The following is a 22,026-nucleotide window of genomic DNA, read 5'->3' on the forward strand; positions in this document are numbered from 1 at the left end:
CCTCATTCGTATCTCGGTGAGGTAGAGGTTGCAATCATTAAGAGTATCATTTCAGGAGATGTAGTGGCATTGATGAAGAAATGAGAAAGGAATGGTTGCCGAAGTAAGTCGTGTCCACCATGCACACTTGCTGGGTCTGCATTTAATAAGTGCAGAACTGTCACAAACGTTTCGTTTGTGGAGAGCTATCGAGAGATATGTCGTGGGTTTCTTATAAGATAGAAAGCATGTAGCGGCAGATTACGTGCTTTTTTTGTTTTGTTTGGGACTTCTCTTCTCTACTAAGAAGACATACATATCTCCTCGCTTGACTTGGTTATACTAACTTTGGAGGTATTTTCTATGCAACAAAAAAAATGGGGCTTTTGGGTACTAACAGCTTTCGTTGTCGGTAACATGGTTGGCGCTGGTATTTTCATGGTGCCAAGTACGTTGGCACAAACAGCAAGCCCACTCGGTGTCACTTTAGCTTGGTTAACTACAGGATTTGGTGTTTTAATGCTAGCTCTTGTTTTCGGTAATTTAGCAATTCGTCGTCCTGATTTAACGACAGGGCCACAAAGTCATGCATATGCTTTATTCTCAACACCAAAAAAGAAAAAAATGGCTGGCTTCAGTATGGTATGGGGATATTGGGTTGCAAACTGGGCAAGTAACGTTGCCATCATTACATCATTTGCGGGATATTTATCGCTCTTCTTCCCAATTATGAAAGATACGCGACCACTATTTTCAATCGGTTCTTTTAACGTAGAAGTCGGAAAACTAATTACATTTACGATTTGTTCCATCTTACTTTGGGGAACTCATATTATATTAACAAATGGTGTAAGCGGAGCTGGAAAGCTAAACTTCTTAGCAACAACAACGAAAGTAACTGGATTCCTTTTATTCATCGTCGTTACGTTATTTGCATTCGAAGCTTCTAAGTTTGGACAATGGTACACGCCGATGATTGATAAATCAGGTGTATCACATGGTCTTCTTTCACAAGTAAATTTAGCTGCTCTTACAACGCTTTGGGCGTTTATCGGAATTGAATCAGCCGTTCTTTTATCAAACCGTGCTGTTTCTCCAAAAACGGTAAAACGTGCAACAGTTGCGGGATTACTTATTACAGTTGCGATTTACTTAGGAATTACAATTTTAACAATGGGTGTACTTCATGTTGATAAATTACAAGCTTCGGAACGTCCATTAGCAGATGCACTAAACGCTGCAATGGGTCATGGCGGCGGGAAACTTATGGCATTACTTGCTCTTACTTCCCTGTTCGGTTCTATCTTAGGCTGGATTTTATTAAGCTCAGAAGTACCTTATCAAGCAGCAAAAGAAGGTTTCTTCCCTTCCTTCTTCACGAAAACAAATAAAAAAGGAAGTCCAATTTACTCATTACGATTAACAAACATTATGTCGCAAGTATTCCTATTCTCAACATTATCAGGAACTATTGCGGAAGCTTATACATTCGTTATTACCGTATCAACACTGGCCTACCTCATTCCATATCTCGTTTCACCAATCTTCCAGTTAAAACTAGTCGCAACTGGTGAAACATATAAAAATGAAATGCGGGCAAGAATTACAGATGGTATAGTCGCAGTGATCGCACTTTGCTACGCACTATGGGTTATTAAAACCGGCGCATCCGATATAAAAACGTTCCTTCTCGGAATTGGTTTATTCGTAATTGGATTTGCTTTCTATCCATTAATGAATCGTGATCAGAAAAAAAATAACGAAAAGAAAAACGGGCAAGTTGCATAACGCAATTTGCTCGTTTTTTCTTTTGTAAAACATATATAATAGAACAAAGAGGTGAAAAACATGTCAATCGAATCGCTATGGAGCAGTCGCTTCCAACAACATATTCAAAATATCATTACATACTTTGCACGTATGATTAACGGTTTACTATATAGCTTTATCTTTATTTCATGCGTTGGCGCATACTACTATGCTCAGTTTCTAAAAACATCTCCTTCTAAAGGAATATCTTTACTACTCATCACGATTGTACTTACATTCATTATAACGAGATGCCCTATCCGTACATTTATTCAAAAACCTGATGCTGTCTATTTGCTTGCATTAGAAGAGAAATTAACATCCTATTTCAAAAAATCTCTTCTATACAATTACATCATTCAGCTTTTTCCATTATTATTTACGTTCCTTATTCTCGTACCACTTGCTATGCAATCATTGCAATTAACTGTACCTTTTTTATGTACAATCTTTATCGCGTTAATGATTACGAAAGCTTGGAACATGTACATACATTGGATGTGGCGTGATAGTCACGAAAAAAATATATGGCTGATCATTCGTATTACTTGTAACGCCCTAATCATTTACATGCTGTTTTATTCCGCAAATGTTCTCATATTGGGCGGACTACTCTTACTACTTGCTTTCCTAATTCTATATACGAAAAAACAGCCTACAAAGCGAATACCGTGGGATTACATAATCGAGCAAGAAGAAAAAATGAACGTTCGTTTTTATCAATTTGCTAGCATCTTCACCGATGTTCCGCAACTAAATAAGCAAGTAAATAAAAGAAAATGGCTTACAACTTGGATTGAACCTTTATTACATAAAAAACGAGCAACTTTCTTCTACTTACATACACTAGCATTTTTACGTGGAAATGATTATTTCGGTATATATATTCGCTTAGGATTGATCGGTGCTTTCGCCTTATATTTTATACCAAACATATACGTAAAAGGTGCTATCGCTTATATCGTTCTATATATGATCTCTATGCAGCTTCGTTCACTGTGGAAATATTTTTCGGGAAATATTATTGTAGCATTATATCCAATCCATACTGAGAAACGAATGAATCAATTTCTTCGCTTAATCTTTATATTACTAAGCATTCAACTCATTGTATTTTCAATTGTTATACTCATTGCTACAGGACAAATTTTACATAGCCTTATCATTATGATTATCGGGTTACTCTGGATCAAATTGATTATTGTACCAAAAACGAAGCAACGCGTTTCTTCGTTTTAACGAAAAGAAATATCTTAAAAGCCAAGGAGAAAATAAATTATCCTTGGCTTTTTTATTTTTCTTCCTCAAACAAGAATCACTGAAACAACCGATATTTTATGATTTTTACATACAAAAACGATAATACATGTTTACGACCTAATAAAAAGGGTATCTATTAATTAACAGAGTAAAGGAGGGGCCTATATTGTGAATAAAAAAACGGAACAATTGAAGCATCACGTTACTGACAATCAATGCAAACATGCTTTAACAACAAATCAAGGGGTAAAAATAGCTGAAGATGAATTTTCTTTAAAGATGGGCTTAAGAGGCCCAACCTTAATGGAGGATTTTCACTTTCGTGAGAAAATGACCCATTTTGATCACGAACGAATTCCCGAAAGGATTGTTCATGCACGCGGGGTTGGCGCTCATGGTTATTTTCAGCTTTATGAATCTTTAGAAACATATACGAAAGCAGATTTTCTTACTAATCCTTCAAAGAAAACACCTGTATTTGTACGGTTCTCAACCGTTCAAGGTTCTAAAGGATCCAACGACACAGTAAGAGATGTACGCGGATTCGCCACAAAATTTTATACAGATGAAGGAAACTATGATTTAGTGGGTAATAATATGCCAGTATTCTTTATCCAAGATGCTATTAAATTTCCTGATTTTGTCCATGCAGTTAAACCAGAACCACATAATGATATTCCTCAAGGAGCTAGCGCTCATGATACCTTTTGGGACTTTGTTGCGCATAATCCTGAGTCCACTCATATGGTCATGTGGCAAATGAGCGACCGAGCTATTCCGCGTAGTTTACGAATGATGGAAGGTTTTGGAGTTCACACATTTCGACTCATTAACGCAGAAGGAAAAGCCCATTTCGTAAAGTTTCACTGGAAACCTACCCTCGGGGTTCATTCATTAGTATGGGATGAAGCTCAAAAGATTGCTGGGAAAAATCCTGATTTTCATCGTCAAGATTTATACGAAGCAATTGAAAAAGGGGATTATCCTGAATGGGAACTTGGATTACAGTTAATTCCAGAAGAAGATGAACATAAATTTGATTTTGATATTTTAGATCCAACGAAATTATGGCCAGAAGAAAAAGTTCCCGTAAAATTAGTTGGTAAAATGACATTGAACAAAAATGTTGATAACTTCTTTGCTGAAACAGAGCAGGTAGCTTTTCACCCTGGTCATGTCGTACCAGGTATTGATTTTTCAAATGACCCTCTTCTGCAAGGAAGATTATTCTCCTATACAGATACACAATTATCTCGTTTAGGGGGCCCTAATTTCCATCAAATCCCTATCAATCAGCCCGTATGTCCTTTTCATAATAATCAACGTGATGGTATGCATCAAATGCAGATTCATCGCGGTCAAACAAGCTATCATCCTAATGGATTAAATAACAATCAACCTGCAACCGTCCAAGCCGAACAAGGAGGATATGAACATTATCAAGAAAAGATTGATGGGCATAAAATTAGAGGTCGCAGTAAAAGCTTTCTTAACTTTTATTCTCAGGCTAAACTTTTCTACAATAGTATGAGCCCTATTGAAAAGCAGCACATAAAAGAAGCTTTTTGCTTTGAAGTTGGGAAGTGTAAATCAGACATGGTGAAGGCAAATGTAATTGCTCTCTTAAACCACGTCGATCGTCAATTAGCACAAGAAGTCGCTAACATTATTGGAGCTCCTTTACCTAAGGAAAATCACGAAGTAAATTCAGATGCAAAATCACCTGCACTAAGTATGTCCAATACTATTTTTAAATCTGATTCCAAAAATGTTGCAATTCTATTAAATGGTGACCCAAGCGTCTCACTTCTGTCCGAATGGATTCAAGCTTTTGTACAACACCGAATTAACTATAGCATCATAGATAATAAAATTTATCAGTTCAATGATTCCATTAAAGTAACTGATACTTATACAACAACAGACTCCTCCCTTTTTGATGCAGTATTAGTGTTTAGTAGTGAGTCTGTCATTCACCCCCCTGTTTTAGAATTTGCAGAAACTACTTTTAAACATTTTAAACCGATAGCTCATGTTCTTAGTAATCCTCATGCTTTGGACCATAGTAAGATTAAACTGGATGGAGCAGGAGTTTACAACTTAACAAACACTTCAATTGAGTCATTTATAGAAGGCATTGCCCAAGGACGATTCTGGAACCGATAATATAATGTAAGGAGCGGATTAGAATGAGTAAAAAAATTGCTATTTTAATAACGGATTATTTCGAGGACACAGAATACACAGAGCCAGTAGAAGCTTTTAAACAGAAGGGATATGAATTAACAACTATTGAAATGGAAAAAGGTAAAACGGTACACGGTAAACAAGAAAAAAGCGAAGTCGTAATTGATAAAAATATTGATGGTGTTTCTCCAGAAAACTTTGATGCACTCTTCATACCCGGTGGATTTTCTCCAGATATACTTCGTGCAGATGAGCGTTTCGTTCGCTTTAGTAAAGCATTTATGGATGCAAAAAAACCTGTTTTCGCTATTTGTCACGGACCTCAGCTACTCATCACTGCACAAACACTTGAAGGACGTGATGTCACTGGATATAAATCTATTGAAGTCGATTTAAAAAACGCCGGCGGAAACTTTCATGACACAGAGGTTGTCGTATGCCAAAACCAGCTAGTCACAAGTAGACAACCAGAAGATATACCGGCGTTTATTAAAGAATCATTGCGTATATTAGGATAACTACTTTGGTTAACTAACCTCCTTTTATTTACATGAAAATAATGAATCAGTGGGGTTTTATTCATCCCCCCACTGATTCATTAGCCCTCACCAACTGGTCGTTTACAGGAAATCCGACCACCACAAATAGCAAGATAAATAAAAAGAGGGGAATCCAAAAGTTCAGTTTTAATAATCTTTTGGATTCCCCTCTTTTCTCGCCCAAAAATTCCTTATCACTTTTCATAGGCAGTTCTCATATAGTGAAAATGACTATATAATTCCTATCCATAAGTTAAATAATGATTTCGCACATATATAAATACAAAAGATGGGAGCCCTATTTATGAATAACAATCCACCTTCAACGCCCCAAGACAACTCCGAAAACAATAGCCGTGATATCACACTGCAAACATTAAGGGTCATCGGACTCGTCGTCCTTATTAGTGGTTATATCCTCGTTGCGCTCTCTGAAGTAGGTGAGCTGAAAGTCTTATTAACAAACCCAAATAGCAATCCTGATTTAGCTGAAGTTGATCCGTTTTAAAAGCCATATGAAAAGCGATTTCTAGCATCGCTTTTCATATCGTTTTATCCAATCTGAGAAACCTCCCCCTCATACTTCTCTTTCCCTATCGCCTTCATAAATAATAAAATACTGCTCATACCAACGATAAAGTACAGAGCACTCATACCCCAAGATGCAATAAATGAACCTAGCATAACACCTAATGCCCCGTTCATTTTTGCCACTTGAAAGACCATTCCGTTAATCGCCATATAAGAACCTCTTGCCTCATTTGGCACCATATCTGCCATAATAGATTGACGCACTGGCACATACATCATCTCGCCTACTGTTTGGAAAAGCCCTGCAATTAATAAAATCCATAAGCTATTGCTCGTTCCGAGTATTGTAAATCCAATCGTGTAAATAAATAAGCCTACATATAAGATTTTCAAATCGTTGAAGCTTTTCAGCATTTTAATAAGAAGTGCTGAACATAACACAACTAAAATTGTATTCTCTGCAGAAATCCAGCTCAGCATGCGAATACCTGTTAAATCAAACGTAAAACCATTCCCGAATAAAAAGTGCACCGTTTCAAATTCCTTCTGCAAACGTACCCCTAAATAATTATTAATTTGAAACTCTAACGATAATGTACATATACTCGCTGCACAAAAAATTAAAAATGCTTTATCTTTCATCACGACTTTATAACTATCTGCCATATCTTTTAATACATTTTTCTTCTCCATCGTTTTTCGTGCTACATACACTTCTTCCATATACACAGCCATCACATATAAAGTCATAATGGCAACAAGCGTTAATACGATAAACAATTGTAGTCTATAGTTTTCAAATAGTAATCCTCCAAATATCGCTCCAATCGCAATCGATAAATTAATAGCCCAGTAATTAATGCTGTACATCACTTTTCGATTTTCAGGTGTACTCACATCAATTAACATCGCTTCTGTCGCAGGATTCATAAGTCCCGATCCTAAACTATTCACTAGCATAAAGATAAATGTTAACCACGGTGAGTCAACGTAATCCGAATTCGCAACTCCCATACAAGCAATGGAAATGACTTGTATACTTTGACCGATAATCATAACCTTTTTACGCCCAAGCCGGTCTCCAACATATCCACCGTATAAACCAATTACTAATGAAGCTATGACATTAATAAGTAGTAACGCACCAGCAATCGCACTACCTAACTTTATGGAAAAATAAATCGCCATAAATGGAAAAATCATCGTGGACACAGTACGTGTTAAAAACGATGTTATAATTCTAATTTTTATATTTCGATGCATACTCCAAAATCCCATTGTTTCCCCTCCTTATGCTTACTTATTTTACTTTGAAAAAAAGGAAGAAAAAGGTTAGAATATTCTAAAGAGTTTCCCCTTTTATAATAGAAGGAAGTGTATATATGAAAATTATGGACTATTACATTAGACTAAGACTACATGCACAAGATCAACAACATATGCGAAATAGCTTACAAGAATTAGCGGATGTTTTATATTGCAGTACGAAAAACGTAAAGATTTTATTAAAGAAAATGAGCGAGGAGCAATTAATTAGCTGGACTCCAGGGCGAGGCCGCGGAAATAAAACGGAAATTCTATTTATACATAATTTCGTAGAAGCGATTGAGTCCTATACAGATGAACTGTTAGCGCAAGAAAAATTAAAAGATATCTTTCTTCTTTTAAAAGAACCCCTCCCCCTCGCACTTCAAAAAAAGATAGAAAATAAACTACATCATCATTTTGGATACGAACCTTCAAATGATATGTACGACGTATTAAAGATTCCTACATCGAGAAAGATATTCCCATTAGATCCGGCTTTTGTGGCTGTAACTACAGAGAGCCATCTTACCAGTCAAATTTTTGATACATTAGTCGTCTATAACGATGTTACTGAAAAAATGGAGCCTCACATTGCGCATACGTGGGAATTAAGTGAAGACGGGCTTACGTGGACTTTTTATTTACGAAAGGATGTATATTTTCATAACGAAACAGTTTTAACTTCTAAAGATGTGCAATTTTCATTTGAAAGACTAAAAGAAGTTCACTCTCCTTTCGAATGGTTAACAGAAGAAATCGTTCAAATTGAAACGCCATCACCACTACAAATTCGATTCCATTTAGCGAAACCAAATTTATTTTTCTTACACTATGTAAGTTCAATGCAGCTCGCAATTTTACCGCGTGATACGAGTATTCAAAATCATCATTATATAGGTACTGGACCTTTCAAACTTGCTCATTACTCTGAAGATAATATCCTACTCGAAGCGTTCACCCATTATTTTAAAGAGCGCGCGTTATTAGACCGTATTGAATTTTGGGGTATTCCTGACCATGTGCAAATAGATGCTGATTATGAACTACCAAACGAAGAGGAAAATGAAAGGCATGATATACAAATAGAAGAAATAGGTTGTATTTATGCTAGCTTCAACTTTAAAAAACCTGGTCCTCATCACGACATTTACTTTCGAAAAGCTTGGAGAGAACTATATGATGTTGAAATGATACTTCGTAACATAGAGGGTAGACGGACAATTGCTGCATCAAGCTTTTTCCCTGATAGAAGCCGCCTTGCAACAAGAAGATCCTACTCTTTAGAAAAAGCAAAAGAGTATTTGAAAAAGAGTACATATAATGGAGAAACGATACATATTTACTTCTTCGCATTTAAAGATAGTGCAAATGATGCATATTTCTTAAAAGAACGATGTGAAAGTTTAGGTATACAAGTAGAGCTTCACCCATTTCCCGTTTCAGATTATATGGATCGCTCTATTGATAAACATGCTGATATTATTTTCATGGGAGAAGTCTTTGCTGCCAATCATGAAATTGCATTCTTAAATGTATTTAAAAATAAAAGTTGCTTCGTAAATCGGTTCATGGACCCGCACTACGAAAAACAAATTAACTGTTTACTAGATACATTTTTACTAGAAGAAAATAAAGAAAAGCGTTATGAACTCATGTATGAGATTGAAGAGTTTTTACAAGCAGAACACATCATTTTATTTAACTATCACGTTTTAAAAAGAAAAACATACCCTTCTTCTTTAAAAAACGTAACAATTGATTCATTCGGTTGGGCAAATTTTGCGAAGTTATGGATACAGCCATCCACGTATTAAAATGTGAGTTTTTATAAAAGGAGAAGGTACTACATCCTTAGTAGTACCTTCTTCACATACAAATATAAACTATTATTTAATTACTCCATCTAAGTGATCTTTCAAGTTCAATAAATACTTCTCTATATCCGGATTCTTCACCACATCATAACAAGCAAAACTCTTTAACGGACTCATACCGAGAAACTTCTGCACGCGGTGTAAATGACTAAGCGCTGATTCTAAACTTTCTCCTTCAAAGAACTTCGTCTTATCTCCAAATGCTTTTTCAGGTGCATTCCAAGTTGTAGAGAACATATACTCTTTCTCTTTTAATAAACCACCTGTTCCATATTCATCAGCACCTTTAAAGAACAAACCGTATTCATATACTTCATCCATATACGTTTTAAATAAGCCCGGTACACTAAACCAGTAAATCGGCGTTTGATAAATCACAACATCAGCCCATAAAAACTTATCTTGTTCTTCTTTAATATTGTAACCATCTTGAATCGTTGTTGTTTTCACATGATGATTCTCGCCTAATACAGTAACCATATAATCTACTAACGTTTTATTTAATCGTCCTTCCTTTGTACCGTATTTTTCATGTCCATTTATAATAAATATATTTTTCATCGCTTTCCTCTCCCCTATATGATCTACTCTTCAGCTATTAAGCCGAGTTGCTGCTGTAGTGTAAGATTATCTTCTAAATGCCAATCTTCCGTTATCTTTCCGTCTTTCACATGTAAAATATCAATTGCAAAAAAATTAATTTTCTTACCATTATGTGTTCCTGTAAAAGAAAGACGGGCTGTTACTTTATCACCAACAACTAATAAGTCTTCAATCTCGCAATGTATATCAGGCACAACTTTACGAAAATTTTGCGCTGCAAACTTTAATCCTTCAATGCCTTGTGGTCGCCCTTTCGGCAATGTATTATCGAAGAAATCTTTAGTAACAGTCTGCGGAATAAGTTCCTCCTTACCTGTATCCCAAAATGCATAAAAACGCTGCGCCGCATGAACCATTTCTGTCGCTTCTTTTTTACTTAGTGAGGGATCAATTGTCATTGCTTTTGGCTTTGGCATTTCTTTTAATAATTGAACTTCAGTTTTTTGTTCCACACCACATGCTACAAGCACAATACAAATAACAAACAAACTAAGAAATCCAAATAACTTTTTTATCCCCATGGAAATCACCACCTCCTTATATAAATCCTTTTTGCTTCGTATTACTATTGTATATACACTAACTTCCTTTATGGAAGTAGTGATATTTTTTTCATATAGTTACCAAAAGTATAGTTTTGTGATACTATAAAGCAAATTCATCCAAAAAAATTTTATGGAGGCTAGTTCCATGAACAATATAGATCCAGTTGAATTAACGAAAGGTTTACCTGGCATACCTTGTCCTATCGCTAAAACGCTTGATGTAATTAGTACAAAATGGACATTTTTAATCATTCGTGATCTTCTTATCGAAGGAACATTACGCTTTAGTGATTTACAAAAATCAATGGATGGGATTAGTCCAAAAACATTATCGCTTCGACTAAAAGAATTAGAATCCCAAGGCATTATAACGAGAAAAGTATATCCAGAAGTTCCGCCTCGTGTAGAGTACACATTAACGGATAAAGGAAAGCAATTAGAGGGGATTTTTATTGAATTAAAACGGTTTGGGTTAAGTTTATAAAATGAAACTTTAATCAGGATAAAACAAAAACCCCTTACCGTCGTAAGGGGTTTTATTACTTCGCAAAACTTTCAGCCAACTGTTTCTCTCTCCACATAAATGTAATGCCGAGACCAACTATTAAAACAACGCCTGAAAATGCATATGGATAATGAATATTCATATCAAATAATATTCCGCCCATCGCTGGTCCTGCGATATTTCCTAAACTCGTATAAGTCGAGTTCATACCAGCAACGAATCCTTGCTCTTTTCCAGCTGCTTTTGATAAAAACGTCGTTAAAGCTGGACGAAGTAAATCAAATGCTAAGAAAATGAAGCAAGTAACGAGAAGTACAATCCAATAATTAAAGACTACAGTCGAGACGAATGCTAATACTGCCCCTACAATTAAACATATTTGGATTAATACTTTCTCACCGAACATGTCTACCAATTTGCCAAACATAAATACCTGTACAACTACCCCAAAGATTGAACTAATTGTAATAATCGCTGCAATATCTTTCGGCGAGAAACCAAATTTATGATCAGAGAACAAGCTAAACACTGTTTCATACGCTGATAATCCGAATGCGAGTACAAATACAATAATAAATGCAATTGCATACATTGGATGTAATGATTTCTTTAAATCACCAATAAAACTTGATTCTTTCGTATTAGAAGAAATCTCTGCAAGTTCTTCTTTCGTTAACGGTTCTTTTAAAATAAAAATCGAAATCACACATGCTATAAAAGCAATTACTGCTGCAACGAAAAACGGCACACGTATACCGTATTCTGCAATAAATCCGCCGATTCCAGGCCCTATAATGAATCCAGTACTAATAGCCGCAGATAAGTATCCCATCGCCTTTGGACGTTCCTGAATAGATGTAATATCCGCAACATATGCCGTAACACCAGGCATAATAAACGCAGCACTAATTCCGCCTAATACCCTTGCTACATAAAGCGTCCATACATCTTTTCCTAATCCAAAAAGAAGTTCTGAAACACCAAAAATAAATAATCCAATGATGATCATTTTCTTCCTACCGTAAAGGTCAACCCATCGGCCTGTAATAGGTGAAGTAATGAGCTGGGCCATTGCAAACACTGCAACGAGATATCCCATCGTCTTCCCTGTTAAACCCATATCATTCATAAAGGACGGCATAACCGGAATGATTAATCCAATCCCTAAAAAAGCGATAAATATATTACTCAAAAGAATGACCAATACCATCTTTTGTTCTTTTATCGGTTTCTTCACTTTTTAACACCTCTTCCCGTAAGCTCCTCTCAAAAAATAATGCCCAAGAAGCTTTTTCTTTATCCTGCTATTTGTGGGCTAATCATGAGTAGAGATGCCTCCACTCATTAGAATTTCACTCTATCCTTCCACACATACATAAATATTAGGTGAATGACTATCATTCATTTCCCCTCAAAAATAAACCTACCTTTTCAGACAGGTTCATCTCACTATTTCTTTATATGTAGTGCATGTGTTAAAAAATCTAGTACTTCTGCCTTTTGTAGCTCGACCTGCTCATCATCTTTATGATCATATAAATAAACTTGTTCCGCTGCTGATTCAACAAGAGCAATAAATAACTTCGCTGTTCGCTCTGCGTGAACTGAATCACGAATTTCACCGGCTTCTTTCGCCCCACTTAAAAATTCACTTAGCCACATATAAAGAGGCTCATACACAGCTTCCCATTCTTTTATATGTTCCGTAGATGCAAGACCTGCATACATTAAAGCTTGTATTTCACGATATTCCTCTATAAAGTGAAACACCGCATCGATTACTTGTGCCACTTTATTTGAAAAAGGTACATCTTTTTGTACTTTTTCTTTCACTGCAAGTATCATCTTTTCAACCATCACTTCTGCTATTGCAGGCATAACAGATAGCTTAGAAGGAAAATATAAATAGAAAGTTCCTTGCGCAATGCCAGCTAATTTCACGATATCAGAAATCTTCGTTTTTTCGACGCCCTTTTCCTGAAACACTTCAATAGCTGCATAGACAATTTTCTCTTTTTTATTCATCATCTAAACCCTTTCACACGCGTATTGAATGACTGTCACTCATTTTATAAAATAACTAGCTGTACTGTCAATTATCGTGCACTTTTTATAATAAAAATCTCCTAACGACTTGTTAGGAGATACAGTATATCTTTAAGAAAGTGCCTTTAATCCTGTCACTCCACATACAATAAGAAACACACTAATGATACGCGCTTTACTTTTCGACTCACCAAACAAGAACATGTTTAACAAAACTGCACCTGCTGTTCCGATACCAATCCAAACCGCATATGCGACACTTACTTGTAAAAATAAGAAGGAAGTATACAAAAATGCGAAGGATGTAGCAAACCCACCTATATAAATCGCACCATTGGCTAATGTCTTATCTTTACTATACATTTTAAGTCCTATCACACCGACTATTTCACTAATTGCAGCACAAAATACGAAAAACCAACCCATTTTTAAGCAACTCCTTCCACAGTTTCTTCTTTATTGTCAGCTAACTTTAAACCGATAACGCCGGCTACTACCATAAGAATGAAGAATAGTTTGCCTGCGCTGAAACTTCCACCGAAAAGAAATACATCCATTAAGAAAGTACCTACCGTACCAGCTCCAGCGAAAATAGCATATACAGTTCCTGTTGCAAGATGTTCACACGCTTTAGAAAGGAAGTGAAAATCAACAGCGATAACTCCTAAAATAATAATCCAATGCCACCAAGTATTAGCCGTATTAAAACCAAACACCCAAAAAATTTCAAAGATACATGTTAATATGACATATAACCAAGCTCTATTTTTCATACCTCTCACCTCTTATGACTGACTATCAGTCATTTTTGTTTTAAAAAAATATACTCTTTCATCAATACTATATAAAAACAACTATCATCCTCATTTACCATTGTATTTGTTCCATTTCTAAGCTAAATGCATCCTGTCACATAAAAATGACTGAATGTCATTCATATGTATTGTACATGAACATTTTAAAAATTGTCAATGCCGAAAGTTTATTTAAAATTTCTTTCATCAGATTTGTATATTTCCTAATAATCTGTCAATAATGCTAGTAACATAATATTTTCTCCACTCCCCCTTGGAGAGATCCCTTGAATGGAGCAGTTAGCTTTTGCTAGCTGCTCTTTTTTATTTATCCGTACACTATGATGAAATACTCATAGATCAAATCCATTTTTCATCACATAACAACCATCTATTTATTTTCCAATGAGCCTTTGTATGCACTAATTTTATTCTCGAGCATCTTCTCTGTAACTTCTAAGTTTTCTCTTTGAATCTGAATAGATTTCCTATGATCTTCTAGAAGCTGTAAACGAGCTTCTGTTGTATGCTCCCCTTCTGTATATAGTCTAGCGTATTCTCTTATTTTCGCTATTGGCATTTGCGTTTGTTTTAATTTCATTACAAACTGCAACCACTTTATATGTGACTCTTCGTAAAGTCGATTTCCATTTGTATCACGATTTGCAATTAATATACTTTCCTTTTCATAATAGCGTAGTGTATGTGTGCTCACTCCTAATAATTTTGCTACCTCGCTAATTGTGTACATACTCAAACTCCCTCCATATGCTTACCCTCATATATCTTATGACCGAATCAAATTTATAAAAAACATTTGACTTAGAGTATACTCTAACAAATACAATCTAACCATAAATGAATTTGAATTTAGGGGGATTTTATATGAAATACACGGTTATTACTGGCGCAAGTTCCGGAATTGGTTATGAAGCAGCTTTAGCATTTGCATCTCGCGGAAAAAATTTAGTACTTGTAGCTCGAAGACAAGAAGAATTAAACGGATTAAAATTGAAAATTAACGAAATGCATCCTGAGTTGGATGTTGTCATTCGAAAAACTGATTTATCTGTGACTGAAGATGTTTATAAACTTTATGAAAGCCTACAAGCTTTTCAAATTGAAACGTGGATTAACAACGCAGGTTTTGGTAATTTCGCCTCAATTGCTGAACAAAATTTAAATAAAATAGAGACGATGTTGCATGTCAATATAGAAGCACTAACAATACTCTCTTCTCTTTTCGTTCGAGATTATTCAATGGTTGATGGAACACAGCTTATTAACGTTTCATCTGGCGGCGGATACACGATTGTTGCTGATGCTGTTACGTATTGCGCTACGAAATTTTATGTAAGTGCCTTTACAGAAGGGCTGTCTCACGAACTGAAAGAACAAGGCGCAAAACTGCAAGCAAAAGTTTTAGCTCCTGCTGCAACTGAAACAGAATTTGCGAAACGTTCATTTGATATTGATGAATTCCAATACGATAATGTTGTACCAAAATTCCACACTGCAAAACAAATGGCACAATTTATGCTCGATCTTTATGATAATGATAAAGTTGTAGGGCTTGTCGATGGTTCTACTTATAACTATGAGCTTAAAAATCCCATTTTTAATTTTGCAGTACGAAAAACGAATTCAAGTTCTTAATTCCCCTAAAATATAGATGCCCACTATTACATAAATAATAGTGGGACTTTTCTCTCTCTGAAACTTTCACCCAACATACCGAACCATCGCCACTTCATCACAATAATCAACCTTTGGACAATGTCTACAATCAATCCATACTTTCTCTGGTAACGCCTCTCTATTCACAAAATCAAACCCGCACTTTTGAAAAAATTCCGTTTCATATGTTAAAGAAATGACTCTATTCACTTTTATTTTCGCTGCTTCATTTATTACATGGTTCACTAACATACGCCCTATCCCTTTTCCTGCATATGTATGCGAAACTACTAACGATCGTATTTCTGCAAGATCTTCCCCCAATACATGCAATCCAGCAACTCCAACAATTTTCTCGTCCTCTTTCATAACATATAAACATTGCAAATATTGATAAAGAGACAAAAGAGATCGCGGTAAAACAACTCCCTCTTTTGCATAAACCTCAATAAGACTATAAATTTCTTTCACATCACTCGTCACCGCATTACAGATTTTCATATTACATCCCCTTGCCCTCGATATTAATATTTATAACTTCAAATGAATTTTAATTCATAATTTTATATAATAATACATCTCTCTTTTCTCCTCGTCAATCAATTTATACAAACAAAAAACCAAGCAATCTAATCGATGCTCGGTTCCTCATTTCGTATCGGCAATACTGTCGAATATTTAATTTCACGAAGTGCTAAACTTGTCTGTATCCTTGTAATACCAAGCTTATTCAGCTTTCTAATAAACTGCTCTAGTTCTTTACGATCACGATTTGCAACCTTTAATAAATAATCGTACTCTCCTGTTAAACAGTGACATTCTAACACTTCCGGCATCGATTCTAATTCTTTCTCCAACACTTCCAACTTGTCAAATTGATGAATATTCGTACTCATAAAAATAAAACATAATAAATCAAACCCAAGCTTTTCTTGATTTAAAATCGCGACTTGCTTATCGATGAAACCTTCCCCATCCAATCTTTTTATTCTTGCATGCATCGCAGCCGGTGATAAATTAACGCGACGTGCCAGCTCTGCATTACTTACTTGTGACTCCTTCTGCAATATATCTAAAATTTGTACATCCAAATCATCCAACACTTTAATAACAGACGACTCCATTACAATTCCCCCTTTTTTCTTACCGATGATTATTCGAAAAAACACCTTATACCTTACACAAAACTGAATATCATTCCGTAAATACCATTCATAAATAAAGATTTTATCGAGTTTTCACCATTATACAAAAGAATATATTACACAATAAAGAAAAATGCTAAAATTATTTACAATAAGTATTGATTACAAAAAAGGGGATTTTATCATGCCTTATTTTTACGTCTTTTTACTATTACTAACGAGCTTATTATGGGGAGGAAATTTCGTCGTTGGAAAATCACTCGTCGATCATGCATCGCCGATGACACTGACAAATTTAAGATGGATGATTGCGATTGTTTGTTTATTACCAATGGTATGGTTTAAAGAAAAGAAAATCCTTCCACCACGTACCGCAATACTTCCGTTAATATTGATGGGAATTTCAGGGGTCGCTCTTTTTAACATCTTTCAATTTTTAGCATTAGAAAAAACATCCGCTACGAATGTAGGTCTTATCTCTACTTTGAATGCAATTTCAATTGCATTATTTTCAGTATTATTTCTAAAAGAAAAAGTAAATACACTCCAAATCCTATCCATGATTCTTTCATTCTTCGGGGTTATCCTCGTCCTATTAAAAGGTGATTTCTCGCTTTTATTTTCACTACATTTTAATAGTGGCGATTTATGGATGATTGCAGCAGTTTGTATTTGGGGAATCTATTCTGTTTGTAGTAAATGGGCAACAAAAACAACTACACCACTTATGGCAACGTTGTACTCTGGTATTTTCGGCGTTATTTTATTACTACCGTTTAACATAGGTAGCTTCACTGTTTCAAATATAAATACTTCTTTCATCACATCACTTTTATATACTGGGCTTATTTCGACAGTTCTTTGTATGGTATTTTGGAATATTGGTGTACAAAAATTAGGCGCAACTACATCAGGTATTTTTCTAAACTTCAATCCAATTTTCACAGCCATTTTAGCATTCATATTCCTCGGAGAAGAATTAACGTGGATACAAATTTTAGGGACAATTGTCGTTGTAACAGGATGTTATTTATTTTCTCATTTTAAAACTGTTGCCGTTCAGCCTGTTAGACCTTTAATGCGAAAACATTCTTAATGAAAAAACATCGTCATCTGGGTTGGCGATGTTTTTATTTTCTCTTCATTTCTTTTATATACTGCTTTTCCTCTTCTGGCGATAAACGTTCCGTCGCCTTGCCAGTATCTCCACCTTGAAGGCTCCATAAAAAGTTATGCTCCTCAACAGTTTGAGAAAAATCTCCTTTTTCCCATCTATTTATAATAGAAAATAACTTCATTTTATATTGAAAACCTGTACTATTTTCAATATCTCTTTTTACATTAGAAATTTCCTTTTTTGTCATCTCTACAAATCCCCATTTTTCAGAGGATTTTACCTTTTGATGCACCATTTTATGCATAGTAGAAATAATTTCACCTTCACTAATTTGCGGGGCTTCTTCTGCAGCTTTTTTCTCTTTTTCGTTTGCCGCTCGCTCGGTTTGAATATTTGTATTTTCTTTTTCCACATATGCAAGCAATTTCTTTCCGCCAACTATAGAAGAGATGATTACCATAATGGTAATACATATACCTACAATCCATTTAAAAAGCATTAGCTCTTCATCGCTTCCCTAACAATATGACTATCTACATACTGCTTAAACTTCACGATTTTTCCATTCTCAAGCTGCCATACATGAACAAATTCTGCTTCAAATGATTTTCCTGTTTCTTTATAAACTCCAGAATACATACCTTCAGCAACAATTACATCTTTTCCGTTTACTTCATGATATGTATTTACACTTGCTTTATAATCATCCCATTCTGATCCTAAACGGCTAAATACATTTTTCATTATAGCTTCCACGCCTTTATATGTTCCGCCGTACGGGAAACCTTCTGCCTCTGTCCATTCCACTTTTTCAGAGAGGGCTTCTGCTAAATGCTTTGCATTCGAAGAAGCTGATCCTTCATACGTGCTTTGAATAATTTCTAAATTTGATTTAGGCATATTACTTCCTCCCGTTTATTTATTTTTACACAAGACGTAACCAATGTAGTTACACATTGTGTAAAAAAATATTTAAATTGTTTCATTCGTAATTCATTAGTTGTAATCATTATAGTTACAATAATTCTTCAAGTCAACAATTTATAAATAAAATTTACTTCGTTTTCATTACTTTCTCTTTTAAGAAACGATCTACATATCCTTCTGCTTTTACTACGAATAAATACGCACCCATTGATAATAATGCAAGATCTAATTCATATCCTGGATTCTTTCCATCTCCTAATAAACCTGCTGCTCCATTTACCTTTACGATAGCTCCAGCTAAAATAAGAGCGAATAACAATCCTACATATCGTACACCTAAACCGATAATTAATAATATACCACCAACTAATTCTACAGTTGCTACGCCGTATGCAAGGCCACCTGGTAAACCGATGCTTGTAAACCATCCTGCTACATTATCGATACCTGATTGAAACTTTGCTAAACCGTGTGCAAAGAACGTAACTCCTAACACGATACGAATAATTAAATTCCCAATATATTGATTCATTTTGAACTCTCCTTTTTGTTTTGTTATGGTGAACTTTTATTTACAAGTCAAAACAATACGGTATTTTATTTCATTCGTCAAATACTTTTTTAAAGAAAACAAAAAACATTATCCGTTTTACGGATAATGTTTTCCTACAAAATAGCGCTAATTCAAGCTTTTATTCTATCGCATAGAAAAAGTTGAAACATTTTTCCAGCGCCAATATAAGGTAGTAAAGAAACGTCCTCTTCCACAACCATTCCAACAACATTCACTTTCTCATCTACAGGTAAATCATGTGTAGCAACTTGCATCTCCCCTGCATATCTACCGTACAATTCATTATCAATTGTAATGCTGCCTTTCTTTCTTACAATTGTATGCATCGGCTGTAAAACCACTCTATTTCCTTCCCTTGATTCTACAGATCGAATAACATCACGAGCCGGATCTAGTCTATTTGTATGCACTTGCTCCACCACTTTTAATACTTCTTTATCAGTTATAAATGATTTGTAACGCAATGGAATAATCCCCCTACTCGCACTAGCTACTTCTTGCATACTTTCCAAACTTGCGCTTATATCTCCAATCAATACTTTATCAACACCACAATCTTGAACAAGTTCTAAGTACGCTTCAAGCGGGCGCATATTGCGATGTTTTTCTAACGTTGGTAACCCTTCATATAACGGACCACGTTTTTCCGCGTCTCCTGGAATAAATGCCATCGTTTTTATTCCGCACTCCTGTAAATATTGATTTTGTTTTTGTAAGAAGGACTTTGCTAGTCCTGTCTCTGGACGTGGGTAAAAATTATGCAACGCTTCTACATTCTCTACTCGTATATGTTCTGTAAGTAACTCTTTCCAAAATGGCTTTGTAATCGTACTCGCATTTAAAGCTACTTTCATCTTATGAGATACGCTTGCAATTTCTTTTGGCGCAATGCCGTAATCCATTCTTAAACCGGTAATGCCCCAGTCCAATAGTTCTTCCACATTTTCATATGTTAGCCCTAAATGATGTAACGATTTTGGAGAAACATCAACCATTAACTCCATTTCATGTGCAAGAGCTTGTTTCCCTAATATTTGAATTAACTCTTTATACGTATTTGGATCATCTTCTGGAATGTGCAGTGATGTAAAAATAGATGTAAACCCATTTTCCTTCGCTACTTTTAGCCACTCTTCTTGTTTCTCTACTCGTTCTTTTGAAAGATAAATGGAAACTCCGATCATATAAATCTCCCTTTCTATTAATAGAAAAAGAGAAAGGAATCCCTTTCTCTATATGTTTTCTGCCATTTCTTCTTTAAATCCGAAGAAGTACGTAAAGATAAATCCGAAAGCATATGCAATTACTAAACCTAAGAAATAGAGTAAATATTTATTGTCAGCAATTAACGGAATTAAAGATAGCCCTGATACGCCAATCCCAAGAGAAGCTGTTTGCATAACTGCTTGGAATGCACCACCGACAGCTGCTCCTAAACAAGCAGTAATAAACGGTTTCCCAAGTGGTAATGTCACCCCGTATAATAACGGCTCACCAATTCCTAAAAAGCCAACTGGCAATCCACCTTTAATTACGTTACGAAGTCGTTTGTTTTTTGTTTTCACATAAATCGCAATTGCTGCGCCCACTTGGCCAGCACCAGCCATTGCGAGCACTGGTAATAAAGGTGTTACGTGTGTTTGATTAATAAATTCCATATGAATTGGTGTTAAACCGTGATGCAATCCGACCATAACGAGAGGTAAAAATGTTCCCGCAAGTACTGCGCCAGCAAATGCTCCGCCAATATTTAAAATAGCATTAATTCCGCTCGTAATACCATCTGATAAGAAACCTGCTAATGGCTGAATGGCTAACATCGTTACGATACTTACAACTAATACAGTAATGAGTGGTGTCACGATAATATCAACTGCATTTGGCACTGCTTTTCGAACTTGTCTTTCCACTACAACCATAAGCCATGCTGCAAAAATAACTGCAAACAATCCGCCCCGTCCGGGCACTAATGCTTCACCAAACAATTTTACGTTTGCCATCGCCGGATTGAAAATTAAAATACCAGCAATTGCCCCAAGAACCGGTGTCCCGCCAAACTCTTTCGCTGTATTCCAGCCGACTAAAATTCCTAAGAATGTAAAGATACCGCCGCCAATGAGTAGTAACATTTGTAACCACGTTGCATTTGGATCAGCACCAGCGTTTTTCGCAAAGTTAGCAACCCCGTTTATAATTCCTGAAGCAACAAGTCCTGGAATTAACGGAATGAAAATACTTCCTATTTTTCGTAAAAAGTTTTTCACCGGTGTATTATTTTTCTTCTTAATCTCTGACTTCATCTCTTGCCCAATATCTTCAAGGTGATGATCTGCTACCTCACCAATTCGTAGTCCTGTCAAACCTTCCATTTTAGCTGCTACTTTATTTACTGTTCCTGGGCCAACGACAACTTGAAGCGTCTCATCTTCTATAACCCCCATAACACCTTCAACTTTTTTCAAAAGGTCCATGTTTACTTTACTTTCATCATGAAGCGTTAAACGTAGTCTCGTCATACAATGAGCAATACTACGAATGTTTTTTATTCCCCCAAGTTGCTCCGAAATTTCCTTGGCCATTCTCTCTTCTTTCTTCATAATAGAATC

25 protein-coding genes and 1 riboswitch are annotated in these 22,026 nt (G+C 35.6%); of the genes, 9 read left to right on the forward strand and 16 right to left on the reverse strand.

The window, feature by feature from the left end:
• Window positions 1–14: 14 nt before the first annotated feature.
• Window positions 15–196: riboswitch (Lysine riboswitch) on the forward strand.
• Window positions 197–342: 146 nt separating this feature from the next.
• The 4 genes from MR167_RS21015 (at window position 343) to MR167_RS21030 (ending at window position 5,753) form a co-directional block, all read left to right on the forward strand.
• Complete coding sequence (locus MR167_RS21015; RefSeq protein WP_098424751.1) at window positions 343–1,767, forward strand: amino acid permease; 1,425 nt, start codon at window positions 343–345, stop codon at window positions 1,765–1,767.
• 60 nt (window positions 1,768–1,827) lie between these two features.
• Window positions 1,828–3,027, forward strand: coding sequence for an ABC transporter permease (locus MR167_RS21020; protein WP_086397346.1), 1,200 nt, complete (start codon window positions 1,828–1,830; stop codon window positions 3,025–3,027).
• A 189-nt stretch (window positions 3,028–3,216) separates the two neighbouring features.
• A complete protein-coding gene (locus MR167_RS21025; protein WP_001036539.1) occupies window positions 3,217–5,214 on the forward strand; it encodes a catalase in 1,998 nt (665 codons plus the stop codon).
• Between the two features lie 23 nt (window positions 5,215–5,237).
• Window positions 5,238–5,753: a type 1 glutamine amidotransferase domain-containing protein gene (locus MR167_RS21030; protein ID WP_000037536.1), complete on the forward strand. Its 516-nt coding sequence runs from the start codon at window positions 5,238–5,240 to the stop codon at window positions 5,751–5,753.
• A 61-nt stretch (window positions 5,754–5,814) separates the two neighbouring features.
• On the opposite strand, the gene MR167_RS21035 is transcribed toward MR167_RS21030, so the two are convergent.
• Window positions 5,815–5,979, reverse strand: coding sequence for a hypothetical protein (locus MR167_RS21035; protein WP_163115714.1), 165 nt, complete (start codon window positions 5,977–5,979; stop codon window positions 5,815–5,817).
• Window positions 5,980–6,078: 99 nt separating this feature from the next.
• Between MR167_RS21035 and MR167_RS21040 the strand changes: the two genes are divergently transcribed.
• Window positions 6,079–6,282 (forward strand): hypothetical protein, encoded by a 204-nt coding sequence (locus MR167_RS21040; protein ID WP_001063872.1) that lies wholly within the window; start codon window positions 6,079–6,081, stop codon window positions 6,280–6,282.
• 44 nt (window positions 6,283–6,326) lie between these two features.
• On the opposite strand, the gene MR167_RS21045 is transcribed toward MR167_RS21040, so the two are convergent.
• On the reverse strand, window positions 6,327–7,583 hold the full coding sequence (locus MR167_RS21045; RefSeq protein ID WP_097891455.1) for an MDR family MFS transporter: 1,257 nt from the start codon (window positions 7,581–7,583) through the stop codon (window positions 6,327–6,329).
• Between the two features lie 104 nt (window positions 7,584–7,687).
• Between MR167_RS21045 and MR167_RS21050 the strand changes: the two genes are divergently transcribed.
• Window positions 7,688–9,427 (forward strand): SgrR family transcriptional regulator, encoded by a 1,740-nt coding sequence (locus tag MR167_RS21050; RefSeq protein ID WP_242315394.1) that lies wholly within the window; start codon window positions 7,688–7,690, stop codon window positions 9,425–9,427.
• A gap of 72 nt (window positions 9,428–9,499) precedes the next feature.
• Here the strand turns inward: MR167_RS21050 and MR167_RS21055 are convergent, their stop codons facing one another.
• Window positions 9,500–10,048, reverse strand: a complete 549-nt coding sequence (locus MR167_RS21055; protein ID WP_086424003.1) for an NAD(P)H-dependent oxidoreductase — start codon at window positions 10,046–10,048, stop codon at window positions 9,500–9,502.
• A 23-nt stretch (window positions 10,049–10,071) separates the two neighbouring features.
• Window positions 10,072–10,611, reverse strand: coding sequence for an ester cyclase (locus MR167_RS21060; protein ID WP_000511560.1), 540 nt, complete (start codon window positions 10,609–10,611; stop codon window positions 10,072–10,074).
• 169 nt (window positions 10,612–10,780) lie between these two features.
• Between MR167_RS21060 and MR167_RS21065 the strand changes: the two genes are divergently transcribed.
• Complete coding sequence (locus MR167_RS21065; RefSeq protein ID WP_001059470.1) at window positions 10,781–11,119, forward strand: winged helix-turn-helix transcriptional regulator; 339 nt, start codon at window positions 10,781–10,783, stop codon at window positions 11,117–11,119.
• A 55-nt stretch (window positions 11,120–11,174) separates the two neighbouring features.
• Here MR167_RS21065 and MR167_RS21070 read toward each other — a convergent pair whose 3' ends face one another.
• The 5 genes from MR167_RS21070 to MR167_RS21090 all read right to left on the reverse strand — a co-directional run bounded on the left by MR167_RS21070 (window position 11,175) and on the right by MR167_RS21090 (window position 14,731).
• Complete coding sequence (locus tag MR167_RS21070; protein ID WP_242315396.1) at window positions 11,175–12,377, reverse strand: MFS transporter; 1,203 nt, start codon at window positions 12,375–12,377, stop codon at window positions 11,175–11,177.
• Window positions 12,378–12,589: 212 nt separating this feature from the next.
• On the reverse strand, window positions 12,590–13,168 hold the full coding sequence (locus MR167_RS21075) for a TetR/AcrR family transcriptional regulator (protein WP_002162922.1): 579 nt from the start codon (window positions 13,166–13,168) through the stop codon (window positions 12,590–12,592).
• Between the two features lie 129 nt (window positions 13,169–13,297).
• Complete coding sequence (locus MR167_RS21080) at window positions 13,298–13,612, reverse strand: DMT family transporter (protein WP_000539671.1); 315 nt, start codon at window positions 13,610–13,612, stop codon at window positions 13,298–13,300.
• 2 nt (window positions 13,613–13,614) lie between these two features.
• Window positions 13,615–13,959, reverse strand: coding sequence for a DMT family transporter (locus tag MR167_RS21085; protein ID WP_000796019.1), 345 nt, complete (start codon window positions 13,957–13,959; stop codon window positions 13,615–13,617).
• A 412-nt stretch (window positions 13,960–14,371) separates the two neighbouring features.
• On the reverse strand, window positions 14,372–14,731 hold the full coding sequence (locus MR167_RS21090) for a MerR family transcriptional regulator (protein ID WP_000288075.1): 360 nt from the start codon (window positions 14,729–14,731) through the stop codon (window positions 14,372–14,374).
• A gap of 134 nt (window positions 14,732–14,865) precedes the next feature.
• Between MR167_RS21090 and MR167_RS21095 the strand changes: the two genes are divergently transcribed.
• Complete coding sequence (locus MR167_RS21095; protein WP_000878080.1) at window positions 14,866–15,636, forward strand: SDR family NAD(P)-dependent oxidoreductase; 771 nt, start codon at window positions 14,866–14,868, stop codon at window positions 15,634–15,636.
• A gap of 66 nt (window positions 15,637–15,702) precedes the next feature.
• Here the strand turns inward: MR167_RS21095 and MR167_RS21100 are convergent, their stop codons facing one another.
• Window positions 15,703–16,158, reverse strand: coding sequence for an N-acetyltransferase (locus MR167_RS21100; protein WP_000686659.1), 456 nt, complete (start codon window positions 16,156–16,158; stop codon window positions 15,703–15,705).
• Window positions 16,159–16,286: 128 nt separating this feature from the next.
• Window positions 16,287–16,781: an Lrp/AsnC family transcriptional regulator gene (locus tag MR167_RS21105; protein WP_000446097.1), complete on the reverse strand. Its 495-nt coding sequence runs from the start codon at window positions 16,779–16,781 to the stop codon at window positions 16,287–16,289.
• A gap of 205 nt (window positions 16,782–16,986) precedes the next feature.
• Here MR167_RS21105 and MR167_RS21110 point away from each other — a divergent pair, with 205 nt between their 5' ends.
• Window positions 16,987–17,898: a DMT family transporter gene (locus MR167_RS21110; protein WP_001146242.1), complete on the forward strand. Its 912-nt coding sequence runs from the start codon at window positions 16,987–16,989 to the stop codon at window positions 17,896–17,898.
• Between the two features lie 34 nt (window positions 17,899–17,932).
• Here the strand turns inward: MR167_RS21110 and MR167_RS21115 are convergent, their stop codons facing one another.
• From MR167_RS21115 to MR167_RS21135, 5 genes are all read right to left on the reverse strand, one after another.
• A complete protein-coding gene (locus tag MR167_RS21115; protein WP_000897995.1) occupies window positions 17,933–18,418 on the reverse strand; it encodes a PRK06770 family protein in 486 nt (161 codons plus the stop codon).
• Window positions 18,418–18,819 carry a nuclear transport factor 2 family protein gene (locus MR167_RS21120; protein ID WP_001126704.1) on the reverse strand — a complete coding sequence of 134 codons (402 nt, stop codon included), beginning with the start codon at window positions 18,817–18,819 and terminating at the stop codon, window positions 18,418–18,420. The genes MR167_RS21115 and MR167_RS21120 overlap by 1 nt, the downstream gene beginning before the upstream one ends.
• Window positions 18,820–18,973: 154 nt before the next feature.
• Complete coding sequence (locus tag MR167_RS21125) at window positions 18,974–19,378, reverse strand: DoxX family protein (RefSeq protein ID WP_001077751.1); 405 nt, start codon at window positions 19,376–19,378, stop codon at window positions 18,974–18,976.
• Window positions 19,379–19,530: 152 nt separating this feature from the next.
• Window positions 19,531–20,604 carry a DUF871 domain-containing protein gene (locus MR167_RS21130; RefSeq protein ID WP_242315397.1) on the reverse strand — a complete coding sequence of 358 codons (1,074 nt, stop codon included), beginning with the start codon at window positions 20,602–20,604 and terminating at the stop codon, window positions 19,531–19,533.
• Between the two features lie 48 nt (window positions 20,605–20,652).
• A complete protein-coding gene (locus tag MR167_RS21135; RefSeq protein WP_000711299.1) occupies window positions 20,653–22,017 on the reverse strand; it encodes a PTS transporter subunit EIIC in 1,365 nt (454 codons plus the stop codon).
• Window positions 22,018–22,026 lie beyond the last annotated feature (9 nt).

The organism is Bacillus cereus group sp. BfR-BA-01355 (assembly GCF_022663675.1).
Lineage (GTDB): Bacteria > Bacillota > Bacilli > Bacillales > Bacillaceae_G > Bacillus_A > Bacillus_A thuringiensis_S.